The organism is Marinomonas phaeophyticola (assembly GCF_026966905.1).
Classification (GTDB): domain Bacteria; phylum Pseudomonadota; class Gammaproteobacteria; order Pseudomonadales; family Marinomonadaceae; genus Marinomonas; species Marinomonas phaeophyticola.
In genome coordinates this window covers 112,919-124,274 of the sequence record NZ_JAPUBN010000010.1, presented here as the reverse complement: position 1 = coordinate 124,274, position 11,356 = coordinate 112,919, and the positions used below count along the sequence as shown (strand labels likewise).

At 39.3% G+C, this 11,356-nt stretch carries 10 protein-coding genes; 7 read left to right on the top strand and 3 right to left on the bottom strand.

Annotated elements, in window-relative coordinates:
- The first annotated feature begins 40 nt into the window (after positions 1-40).
- Entirely contained in the window at positions 41-1,012 is a 972-nt protein-coding gene (locus O1D97_RS03235) for a serine/threonine protein kinase (RefSeq protein ID WP_269122769.1), read from the top strand.
- Between the two features lie 42 nt (positions 1,013-1,054).
- On the opposite strand, the gene O1D97_RS03230 is transcribed toward O1D97_RS03235, so the two are convergent.
- Genes O1D97_RS03230 through O1D97_RS03220 form a run of 3 tightly spaced genes read right to left on the bottom strand, consistent with a single transcriptional unit; the run spans position 1,055 to position 2,197 of the window.
- Positions 1,055-1,366, bottom strand: a complete 312-nt coding sequence (locus O1D97_RS03230) for a GIY-YIG nuclease family protein (protein WP_269122768.1) — start codon at positions 1,364-1,366, stop codon at positions 1,055-1,057.
- Between the two features lie 27 nt (positions 1,367-1,393).
- The gene (locus O1D97_RS03225; RefSeq protein ID WP_269122766.1) at positions 1,394-2,002 is read right to left on the bottom strand and encodes a LysE family translocator; all 609 of its coding nucleotides are present in this window, start codon (positions 2,000-2,002) and stop codon (positions 1,394-1,396) included.
- Positions 2,003-2,197, bottom strand: coding sequence for a hypothetical protein (locus O1D97_RS03220; protein WP_269122764.1), 195 nt, complete (start codon positions 2,195-2,197; stop codon positions 2,003-2,005).
- A 214-nt stretch (positions 2,198-2,411) separates the two neighbouring features.
- On the opposite strand from O1D97_RS03220, the gene O1D97_RS03215 reads away from it, so the two are divergent.
- From O1D97_RS03215 to O1D97_RS03190, 6 genes are all read left to right on the top strand, one after another.
- Positions 2,412-3,833, top strand: coding sequence for an aminotransferase-like domain-containing protein (locus O1D97_RS03215; RefSeq protein ID WP_269122762.1), 1,422 nt, complete (start codon positions 2,412-2,414; stop codon positions 3,831-3,833).
- 120 nt (positions 3,834-3,953) lie between these two features.
- Positions 3,954-5,360: a TolC family protein gene (locus tag O1D97_RS03210; RefSeq protein ID WP_269122760.1), complete on the top strand. Its 1,407-nt coding sequence runs from the start codon at positions 3,954-3,956 to the stop codon at positions 5,358-5,360.
- Positions 5,361-6,530 (top strand): efflux RND transporter periplasmic adaptor subunit, encoded by a 1,170-nt coding sequence (locus tag O1D97_RS03205; RefSeq protein WP_269122758.1) that lies wholly within the window; start codon positions 5,361-5,363, stop codon positions 6,528-6,530.
- Positions 6,527-9,679, top strand: coding sequence for an efflux RND transporter permease subunit (locus O1D97_RS03200; RefSeq protein ID WP_269122757.1), 3,153 nt, complete (start codon positions 6,527-6,529; stop codon positions 9,677-9,679). Before O1D97_RS03205 ends, O1D97_RS03200 begins: the two co-directional genes overlap by 4 nt.
- Positions 9,680-9,838: 159 nt before the next feature.
- Complete coding sequence (locus tag O1D97_RS03195) at positions 9,839-10,648, top strand: flagellin N-terminal helical domain-containing protein (protein ID WP_269122755.1); 810 nt, start codon at positions 9,839-9,841, stop codon at positions 10,646-10,648.
- A 230-nt stretch (positions 10,649-10,878) separates the two neighbouring features.
- Entirely contained in the window at positions 10,879-11,349 is a 471-nt protein-coding gene (locus tag O1D97_RS03190) for an Lrp/AsnC family transcriptional regulator (protein WP_269122753.1), read from the top strand.
- The last annotated feature ends 7 nt before the right edge of the window (positions 11,350-11,356 follow it).

Here is an 11,356-nt window from a genome sequence, read left to right as displayed (position 1 = left end):
CTTCCCATAAAACGCTGTAACTTTTATAGAAATTTATCTTATGTCATTACATCCCTTTGAAAACCTAACTCCTGATTTTATTTTAGATGCGGTAGAAAGTACTGGAGTATGGTCTGATGCCCGAATTTACCCACTAAACAGTTACGAAAATCGCGTTTATCAAGTAGGCATTGAAGAATCTCAACCATTAATCGCAAAATTTTATCGACCGGATCGATGGAACAAACAACAATTACTCGAAGAACATTCAATATTACGCGCTTTAGTCGCCTCCGGTGTTTCCGTTGTCGCACCTATTGAATTTAATGATAAAACATTATTTGAACATAAAGGCTTTCATTTTTGTCTCTATAACAAAGTTCCGGGGCAATCACCGGATGCGGATAATATGGATCATCTCTTCAGAACCGGTGAGCTGATTGGCGAAATGCACAAAGTAATGAAAGGCCTAAGCTTGCAGCACAGAAAATACTTAATGCCCTTAGAGATTATCGAAACCTCTTCTCAGAAAGTTCTTACTAGCCACTTAATGCCAACAAGTTTGAAGGTAAGATACAAAACATTAGTTGATGACATCACTCGTAAATCCGAAAAAGTTATCCATAACTATTGGCCTGAGAACACGCAAATCATTCACGGTGATTGTCACAGAAGCAATTTACTGTTGAGTAACGATCAATTATACCTTTTGGATTTTGATGATTGTACTACAGGGCCTCAAATTCAAGATATTTGGTTACATTTATCCGGGGATATAACACAACAAAAACAACAGTTAAGTGAATTAATCGAAGGTTATGAAAGCGATCAAGAGCTTGATACAAGACAACTGCCTTTGATTGACCCATTAAAAGCCATGCGGTTAATACAATATAGCGCTTGGCTACTCGATCGTTGGGCAGACCCAGCTTTCCCCAAAGCCTTCCCATGGTTTGCTACTGAAGATTATTGGCTAAATCATCTAGGGCAATTAAAAGAGAGCCTGACTCAATGGGGTGAGTTAACCAAATAATTCACTCTAATGACCACAATGAAAAAATTGATAAGCCATTTCTTATTTAAAAAGGCTTTCATCGAGGTAAAAGTGACCAGAAATTAGGGCACTTTTTTCTTTTCGCTTCAACCTCTTTATATAATATTCCGTTTTCAACGCATCACTTTTTGTGCCAATTACTTGCTGCCATATAAGAACTAACGGGCCTTTACCTTTTAAATACTTAGCCCCTCTTGCGGAGCCTTGATGCTCTTTAAAACGGCGATCCACGTCCGTGGTAACCCCTGTGTATAGGGTATTTAAACGAGTTTGAATAATATAAACACTCCAGACAGGAGTAGGTATAACACAGTCTTTCTCCGACATACTCATTACTCAGCGCTCCATTAATAAGTTTTATTAAGCAATGACCATAAGCAGAGTACTTGCTGTAGCGCCACCCATTACATAATTGAATAAACGTTTTCTCTTAGGGTTCGTTAATAATCGGCCTATCGAAACCCCTAACCCTGCCCACAAACAAATTGCAGGTAGCCCTAGTGACGCAAACAAAACGACAATCCAAATGGCGGATGCAATATAAGCATCACCCTCCATACTGAAAGTACTCACACAGCCTATAGTCATCATCCATGCTTTGGGATTAACAAACTGAAATAAAGCCGCTTGCCACCAAGAAAAGGGGGTGGTTGGAGCCAATTCTTTTTTATCCGTGTCATCCTTTACAGAAGCAAAGGTGATTTTATAAGACAACCATAATAAATAAGCGGCTCCCAACCACTTCAAAATATCGTATAGAATAGGAAAAGTATTAAACATTACCCCCAACCCGGTCAGAACAGACACTAATAGCATAGCAACACCCAATAATATGCCAACGATATGGGGCACAGTCCGCATAAAACCAAACTGAGCCCCTGAAGCCAGCAGCATAATGTTATTTGGTCCAGGAGTTACCGAAGTAACAAAGGCAAACAATGCAACCGATAGTAAGAATGTCCATTCCATTCATAACCTCCTTTTAAGCAGCAGTAAATCCAACAACAAATTCATCATACTCATTTTCTTTAGCTCCTGATTAATTTCGTCTAGAGTCATATCTATATCGTCGTATCGAGATGAATCCAGTTTTTTCAATTGTTGCCGTGTTACAAACCTTTTGGCAACGCTTTTGATATGACTTAATGCCGCTATTATTAACATTACTAACCTCTTTAAGAAAATTCTTTCATTTAGGTAAGCAGTTTAAAAGAGAACGAAAAATCAATACAGATGTAAAAAATATAAAACCAAACCATACAAAGTAGATAAAACCACTCTGTATGGTAATAATATCCGAAATCTGTATGCTTAAAACTATCAAATCGATCTTTTTTCTTTTACAGTTAATACAGATACACTATTCATGGACATTTAGATGACGCTTTATGAAACCTTAGCAAACCACTTAAAAGAACACATTCAACAAGGCTTCTTTCCTGTAGGTTCTAAATTACCTTCAGTGAGGCAACTTTCACACGAACACAGCGTCAGTCTATCTACTGTACAAGAAGCCTATCGACAGCTTGAATTAGAAGGTATGGTGGAAGCGAAACCAAAGTCTGGCTACTTTGTCAGAAAAATTGAAATTCGTACACCATTACCTACCACAACAAGACCCCCCCAAAGACCCATGGAAGTGTCCCAGTGGGAAGAAGTATTAAACTTGCTCTTATGCAAATCAGAAAGTGGTTTTTTACAACTACAGCACGCCATGCCGGACATGGAATCGAGCAGTTTAAAGCCTCTACTAAAAAAACTAGGGGATTTAAGCCGCCATAGGCCAGACCTAGGGTTACCTTATGGGGACATTAGGGGTTCAGAAGAGCTAAGAGAGCAATTGGCCCGTTTAGCGGTTGCATCAGGTTGTTTACTTCACCCTGATGATCTCGTTGTTACCTCGGGCTGCCAGGAGGCCTTATCTGTTTGCTTAAGGGCAGTCACACAACCAGGAGACATTGTCGCGATTGAATCACCAAGCTTTTATGGATCCATGCAGGCCATCAAAGCAGCGAACCTTAAAACAATGGAAATCCCCACCCACTCTGAAGATGGTTTGAGTTTAGAAGCTTTAGAGCTGGCATTAGATCAATGGCCGATAAAAGCCATCTTGATTACTCCAACTTGTAATAACCCAATGGGGTATTCACTCTCTGAAGCAAAAAAAGAACGTCTTTATAAACTGGCTCAAAGTTATGATATTTCAATTATAGAAGACGATGTTTACGGGGATATCTCCTATGATTTCCCACGTCCAAAGAGTATTAAATCTTTTGATGAAGATGGCCGAGTATTATTATGTTCTTCATTTTCAAAAAGTGTTGCACCAGGCCTTCGAGTCGGTTGGATCGCTCCTGGTCGCTATAGGGACAAGGTCACTCATATTAAATATGTAAGCAGCTCCATGTGCCCTACCTTGCCTCAAATAGCCATGGCTGACTTTATAAAAACAGGGGGGTACGAGCGTCATGTCCGCAGGATGCGGCTGCAATACCAACAAGGTCGAGATCACTTTCTAGACGCCATTCAAACCTATTTACCAAAAGGAACTCGAGTTAGCTATCCTAAAGGCGGTTTTGTTTTATGGGTTGAGTTGAACGACAATATCGATGTGGCTAAGCTTGCGATAATGGGGCGAGAGTGCAAAATAAATATTGCACCAGGTATGTTATTTTCTTCTACAGGAAAATACCGAAACTGCATGCGTCTTAACTTTTCTGATCAGAGTATCGCTGATCGTGAAAATGGCGTTAGAAAACTCGCCTATGTCATCAATAAGTACAGTAAACAATATAGTTAACTCTGTATATTAAGACACTATTTGTAAATAAATTATAAAGTCTCTATTAATCATCCTAAATCTTCGCTAATAATGTGGTCTTATAAAAGTCATATTAATATTGCTTAATAGAGATCGAGCATGAAAACTCCTGTAAAATGGTACTCATTCATTATTGCATCATTCTTTCTGTCTGCTTGCAGTAGCAATAGCTCAAATACACTCACAGAAAAAGCCCATTCAAGCACAACCGAGATTTTAGAAAATCATTACTTATGGGATGATGAGGCAGAATACGATGATGAAAACAATAATAAAAAATTAACCGATTTAATTGACCTTCCTGAATTAATACCTCTAATTCAATTTGCTCATGCTAATAATCCAAACTTATTACAAGATGCGCTAACAGCTGAAATACAATCCCAACGAGTGAAAAGTACACAAAATAACACCCAACCAACACTCGACGCCAACGTTAATGCCAATAAATCGGAAGGTAGCAACCTTACGTTTAATCCGAGTGTGACAGTCCGCTGGGAGGCGGACTTGTGGCAAAAACTCGCATTAGAAGAGAAAGTCAGTGTTCATTTATATCAGCAAAATCTCGTTTCTTTAGAAGCGGCGCAAGACAGTTTATCAGCAAAAATCATTAAAAATTGGTTACAGCAAGTTTACCAACAACGAATTATTGACATTAATACTCAAAGAGTTGATCTATTAGAAAAAAATTCGTTACTTGTATTAAAGCAATTCAAAAGTGGCTTAGGGTCATTAGAGGATAAAAATACCGCTCAAACGGCCAGTGAGAAAGCAAAATCTACACTCTCAAATGACAAAGAAAATTTAGCGATAACAAAACGAACCTTAAGTTTATATCTTGGTTTAAGCGATTCGCTCGACATGCTTCCAGAAAGATTAATTAGTAAAGATTATCCTGATATCATTTCCCCATTATCAAAGTTTGGGTTACAAGACCTTCAAGGACGACCAGACCTTAGATCTGCGTTCATCAATATAAAAATAAATGAATTGAATACCGATATTTCCTATAAAGCCTTGCTGCCCTCATTTAATTTACAAGCGTCACTAAGTAATACTGATTCCTCTCTCAAAAATGCATTGTTTACCTCCCCTGTCTGGTCTTTATTAGGGCAGTTAAGCGCCCCCATTTTTCAACAGGGACAACTGAAGACAAACATAAAAATTGCCGAATTAAAAACAGCACAAGCTTATCAAAACTATCGAGAGGTGTTATCCAATGCCTTATTTGAAGTTGAAAATGCCATCAGTCTGGAAAGTTCATTGGAAAGCCGACAAAAACACATAGAAAATGCCTTAAATAACTCGAGAAAAAGTCTTCAGCAATACAGAAAAAAATATCGTTCAGGTTTAGTTGACCTGAGTAATCTAATAAATGCTCAAGAAAATACATTTAACTTAGAAGCCGAATTAGAAGGACTGCTCTTTCAGCGGCTATCAAATCGAATTGACCTAGGCTTAGCACTTGGACTAAGTGGAGCAACCGTTTTAGGAGATCGTCTTTAAATGAAACGCTACTTACAATGGATTCTATTCATTTTAATGCTTTGTCTACTAGGAGGTATTTATCTATACGTAACCAGTGCAATCGAAGCTAAGAATCAGAAAGTTTCCAAGCCGCGTCCTCCAGCAAAAGAGCAAGTATTAGATGTCTCTGTTCTCTCGGTCACGGCCCAAGAACACACGGCAAAACTAACCGCTAGCGGAACTACGGCAGCACGCTTTCAGTTGGATTTGTCTTCTAAAGTAAGTGGTGACATTAAACAAATGAATGCCAATTTTGAAATAGGCAATAGGCTCAATCACGGCACTGAATTAATAAAGCTTTCGAATATCGAATTGACTTCAAAATTAAGCCAGGCGAAAAATCAGCAAGCCAAGGCCATCCTCACATTAAAAGAAGAAGAGCGCTTAGCGGATCAAGCTGAAACCGAGTGGCAAGCGGCAGGGCTCAAAGGTGATCCTGACTCAGAATTGGTATTAAGAAAGCCACAACTTGCTGTCGCCACACGAACTCTACAGGAAGCTCAAAGTGCGGTGGCTGAGGCGCTAGATGACATAGAGAATCTATCCGTGAAAATGCCTTTTAATGGCCTGATTGTCGAGAGAAAAGTGTCACCCAATACCCAAATTTCGGCTGGTGCTCTTGTTGCAACCATATACAGTACGGACCGTATCGAGATTAATTTGCCATTATCCAGTAGCGACTGGCAAAAACTCCCCTCTCCAGAAATAATGATTGATACTAAATGGCCCGTCCTTGTTCAAGCTGTTGATCAATCCTCTGCATGGCAAGGTTATGTACTAAGAGCCGCGAATCACATTGATCCTGTCACCCGAATGCGCCATTTAGTGATCGCCGTAGACACCCCTTTAGACTTGTCTCCAAAGTTACTCCCAGGCCTTTTTGTTGAAGTTACCGTTACTGGTAAACCGCTTTCCAACCTCTGGCGCCTGCCGAATTCATCACTCAGGCAAAACAGTGAAATTTGGTACATTGACAAAGAAAGTAGACTACAAGCCTTCTCCACATTGCCAGCCTTTGCAGACAGTGACGCCATCTATATCAAGGTACCTGAGACGCTCAATCAAAGCGTACAAAAAGTGCTTATAAAACCGTATAACAGCTATGTGAAAGGGACACTTGTTAACCCACTGGAGGTTGCCCCTAAATGAGCTCATCAGAAACACATAAAGGTGTCATTCCTTGGTTTGCCTCTAACCCAGTGGCCGCAAATCTATTACTTTTCCTAGTTATTATTTTAGGGGTAATCACCGTTGGGGATCTGAATAAAGAGACCTTCCCGAGTTTAGAACCAAATAGAGTCAATATTTCTGTTAACTTTGATGCTGGCTCAGCAAAGCAATCAGAAGAAGGCATCGCCATCACCATAGAGCAAGAGTTGGAAAGTGTTATTGGCATTAAAAATATTACCACGACCTCCAACTCTAGCGGGGTTCGAGTAAGTTTAGAAAAAACAACAGATTATGATATCAATTTACTGGAAAAAGATGTCAAAGATAAAATGGATGCCATCCGTTCTTTCCCTGAGGATGCAGACCCTGCGGTTGTGAGTAAAGCGACACGCCAATCTCATGCTATTTGGCTACAGATTTATGGCGAAGCCGATCGGCGTACACTACAAAGACTCGCCTTAGAATTAAAAACCGATCTTTTAAATCATAATAATATTAGTCAAGTAACAACCTCAGGGATGCTTGATCCCATCATTTCAATCGAGATTGATAAACTCAAATTACAAAGCCATAACCTATCACTCAACGATGTTGTTACTAAAATTAACCAAGAATCCAGCCCGGCTAAAGTGGCTTCATTACGAGATGAGGATATTTACCTTAAAATAAAATCATCTGATCAAGCTTATATAGCCAGTGAATTCTCCTCTATCCCAATTAAAAGTTTAGCAACAGGAGGACAAATAACCCTAGGAGAAATCGCTCATATAAGTGACAACTTTAATACAGACGACTTTATTCTTTCTCGTTTCAATGGCCAAAACAGTTTAGCGTTACAAATCATAGCCACCGGAGAGGATGATATTTCTGAATCGGCACTTGCCGCCAAAGAAGTCGTCGATCAATGGCTATCCTCTGGTCGCTTGCCTAAAAATATGCAACTTAGTTATTGGGAAGATCGCAGTGAAACCATCAACCAACGACTTGAGTTGATGGTAGACAACGCAATTACAGGCGTACTGTTGGTATTTATTTTATTGGCTATTTTTTTAAACGTTACCGTCGCTTTTTGGGTCGCAATGGGGTTGCCTTTTATATTCTTTGGCACCTTATTTATTATGGGGACAGACTCTATCGCTTTGACCCTTAATATGTTCACTACGTTTGGCTTTATTATGGCTCTTGGTATCGTTGTCGATGATGCCGTTGTGGTCGGAGAAAATATCTATTCTGTTCGTGCCAAAGAAGGAGACACACTTTCGAATACCATAAAAGGAACGATGCAAGTAGCTGTACCCACTTTATTCGGTGTCTTTACAACGATTGCGGCTTTTTGGGCCTTGTCCAATATTGAAGGTCGACTAGGGCAAATTTATGCACAGTTTGGTCTGGTTATCGCCATTTGCTTAGTCTTATCTATCATTGAATCAAAGCTGATTTTACCAGCACATTTAGCTCACTTAAATACCCAGAGAAAAAACAGCAACAACCCCCTTATCGTTATTTGGCGTACGGTGCAAAATACAGCAGACTTTGGTCTCAATTGGTTTTCAAAACGGATTTATCAACCCGCGATTGTACTCGCGCTGCAGTATCGCTATGCCGTTTTAATACTTTTTATCAGCGTCTTTATTTTAGTCGTTTCTATGCCATTTACGGGCGCTATTAGAATGAGCTTTTTTCCGCAGATTCCTGGGGATACCATTCGTGCCAATGTTACTATGTTTAACGATGCTAGCTATGGTCAAACCAATGCGGTTTTGCTGCAATTAGAAAAACAAGCCTACGCAACAGACAAAAAGCTCACCCAAAAAAGTGACGTACAAGAGAGTGGTATTGCAAACTTACAAGTGTCTTCTAATAGTGATCAAGCAGGAGCACTGAGAGTTGAACTCGCGGTAAATGCACCTTATTCCGCCAAGGCGTTCTCGCAAGCTTGGCAAAGACAAATTGGCCAACCAGAAGGAGTACAAAACCTTCGTATTCGTAGTTCCAGAGAAACCGTAGATGCACTTAGAGTCGAGTTAAGAGGCAATGATCAAACCCTCTTATCTGCGGCAACTCAAGCGATGTTAAGCGAATTAAAAACATTACCAGCGGTTAGTGGTGTGGAAGAAAATAAAACCCCAAAAGACCCACAAATTAGCCTCACGCTTAATGAACAAGGCCGTGCAATGGGACTCAATACGAAAGAATTATCCAATCAGGTCCTAGGTTACTTTTCTAGCACCGAAATTCAATCCTACCAAAGAGATAATGATGAAGTTGAAGTTCGTATTGGTTATCTAACTCAAAGCCAACAAAGTCCATCACAACTGTCTGACACCAAAATACTACTGGCTGATGGCACTAGAGTTCCTTTATCAGCTGTTGCTGATATGGAAATGCAATCTGCAGACACAAGTATTACCCGAATTAATGGCAAGCGCTCAGAATACCTTTCTGCCGAAGTTAATAAAGATGAAATGACGTCAACAGAAGTAGTTGAGTATTTAAAAAGCGCCGTAGTACCGAAAATGCAAAAACAGTTTTCAGGGGTAGACATCTACTTTTCAGGGGAGGCGGAAGAAAGAGAAGAAACACAATCGTCTATGATAGAGATGTTTATCATCGCCCTTCTGATTATCTATGGATTACTAGCCATACCGCTAAAGTCATACAGCCAACCGATTATTATTATGACGGTTATTCCATTTGGAATCATTGGCGCTTTACTTGGCCATTGGTTTAACGATCTTTCATTAGGCATTTTGTCACTCAATGGCATCATTGCGTTAAGTGGTGTGGTGGTAAATGACAGTTTGTTATTAGTTTCACGCTTTAATGACATCAAAAAATCAACAAGTCACATAACCCAGGCCGTCTCAGAAGCGTGTACCAGTCGTTTACGAGCGGTATTACTAACCTCTTTCACTACCTTTGCAGGCCTGATACCTATATTGGGAGAAGAATCTCGACAGGCACAGTTTTTAGTTCCAGCCGCGGTATCCTTAGCTTATGGTATTTTATTTGCGACCGTTATCACCTTAATTTTGATCCCTATCCTTCTTATGATTCAAGAAGACATAAGACGGTTATTAGCCTCAAAAAAGGCATCTGAACTAGACACTCAACAAACTGCAGTATAGTTTCAGGATTCGTTCCTTAAGAAAAACTGTGTTATCACATAAGATAGCCGAGTCATTTCATCATGCCCTCGGACAATATTCAAAAACCTTTAGCTCTATTTTGTTATTTTATTAACCTAGTACTATACTAGGTTAATATTTATTCAGGAGGTTATCAGCATGAGCATCCAAATCAACTCTGTATCGAGCTTTGTAAACAGCAGTGTATCTACTGGAATTTCTCAGAAAAATGAGCAACTTTCAAACGGAAGCCGTATTAACAGTGCTGCTGATGATGCGGCAGGTCTGCAAATATCAGATCGTTTAACCTCTGGAATAAATGGCAACCATCAAGCGGTTTCAAACATTATTAATGGCAGCTCTTTATTGCAAACAGCAAGTGGAGGCTTGAATCAAATCAATGATAATTTACAACAATTACGCGAATTAGGGATTCAAGCAGGAAATGGCACTCTGAATGACAATGATAGAGCGGCCATTCAACAACAAGCAAATGGTATTCTACAAAGTATTCAAGACACCATAAGCAGTACAACCTTTGGTGGAGAAGAGCTATTAACCAAAGACTCCAGTCTTTCTTTCCAAGCTGGCGCTGAATCGGGGAATAACATTGATGTAGACACTTACAATGTCGACTCACAGTTAAACACAGCAGGTTTATATAATGTGGATTTTACCAACCTAGCCTCTTTAACCACCTCTTTAACGTCGATTGACACCAGTCTAGAAAACATAGGTGTAATCCAATCGGAATACGGCGCTCAGCAAAATGCGTTTAGTAGCCGGGTGGACTCATTACTGAATGCTCAAGAAAATGAAACAGCCGCTCGATCTCGTATTAAAGATACGGATTATGCAGCAACAGTATCAGATCAGATCATTCAAAGTATCTTGGAGAAATCCTCTGTTAGTGTTCAAGCTCAAGCAAACATATCCAATACCAGAGCTCTCAGCTTGTTAACGCCGTAGAACATATTTCTAGAAAAACATTATAATTTCCCTAAAAGCATCTCAGTTGAGGTGCTTTTTTTGTTCTATGAAAAATTTTTCGATCTTTTTAACAAAAAATTTTTACAGCAAAAAAAAATTAAATTTCTAAAAAAAGCCTTCCTTAAAATAAAGTTGCATCAATCTTAACAAAGACTTAGAGTTTTGAAACATAATCCTATAATAATCAATAAATTTGGAAATTAATCGTTATGGATTCCACTGACATAGCACTACTTACTTTAATTCAACATGATGATAGTATTTCTATCGACGAAATAGCTCAGCAAGTAGGCCTTTCAAAAACGCCTTGCTGGAGACGTATTCAAAAGCTAGAACAACAAGGCTATATAAAGAAACGAGTCGCGCTATTGGACAGTAATAAGCTGAATCTTAATGTTTCTGTTTTTGTTCAAGTAAAAACGAATCACCACGAAAAAGACTGGTTAGAAACCTTTTCAGACGTAGTATCTCAGTTTCCAGAAGTGATTGAGTTCTACCGAATGGCTGGAGAATACGACTATCTATTACGAGTGTTAGTAAGCGATATTCAATCCTATGATCGCTTTTATAAAAAACTAATAGAAAAAACATCCCTAACAGATGTGACCTCAAATTTTGCAATGGAACAAATAAAATATACCACTGAGCTACCGCTTTCCACCGTATTGAGTAAGCCGTAGCTCTCTA

What these genes read in the sequence shown, in the direction of transcription:
- O1D97_RS03190 (WP_269122753.1), top strand. Translation starts at nt 10,879, where the DNA reads ATGGATTCCACTGACATAGCACTACTTACTTTAATTCAACATGATGAT.
- O1D97_RS03220 (WP_269122764.1), bottom strand. Translation starts at nt 2,197, where the DNA reads ATGTTAATAATAGCGGCATTAAGTCATATCAAAAGCGTTGCCAAAAGG.
- O1D97_RS03230 (WP_269122768.1), bottom strand. Translation starts at nt 1,366, where the DNA reads ATGAGTATGTCGGAGAAAGACTGTGTTATACCTACTCCTGTCTGGAGT.
- O1D97_RS03205 (WP_269122758.1), top strand. Translation starts at nt 5,361, where the DNA reads ATGAAACGCTACTTACAATGGATTCTATTCATTTTAATGCTTTGTCTA.
- O1D97_RS03225 (WP_269122766.1), bottom strand. Translation starts at nt 2,002, where the DNA reads ATGGAATGGACATTCTTACTATCGGTTGCATTGTTTGCCTTTGTTACT.
- O1D97_RS03235 (WP_269122769.1), top strand. Translation starts at nt 41, where the DNA reads ATGTCATTACATCCCTTTGAAAACCTAACTCCTGATTTTATTTTAGAT.
- O1D97_RS03215 (WP_269122762.1), top strand. Translation starts at nt 2,412, where the DNA reads ATGACGCTTTATGAAACCTTAGCAAACCACTTAAAAGAACACATTCAA.
- O1D97_RS03200 (WP_269122757.1), top strand. Translation starts at nt 6,527, where the DNA reads ATGAGCTCATCAGAAACACATAAAGGTGTCATTCCTTGGTTTGCCTCT.
- O1D97_RS03210 (WP_269122760.1), top strand. Translation starts at nt 3,954, where the DNA reads ATGAAAACTCCTGTAAAATGGTACTCATTCATTATTGCATCATTCTTT.
- O1D97_RS03195 (WP_269122755.1), top strand. Translation starts at nt 9,839, where the DNA reads ATGAGCATCCAAATCAACTCTGTATCGAGCTTTGTAAACAGCAGTGTA.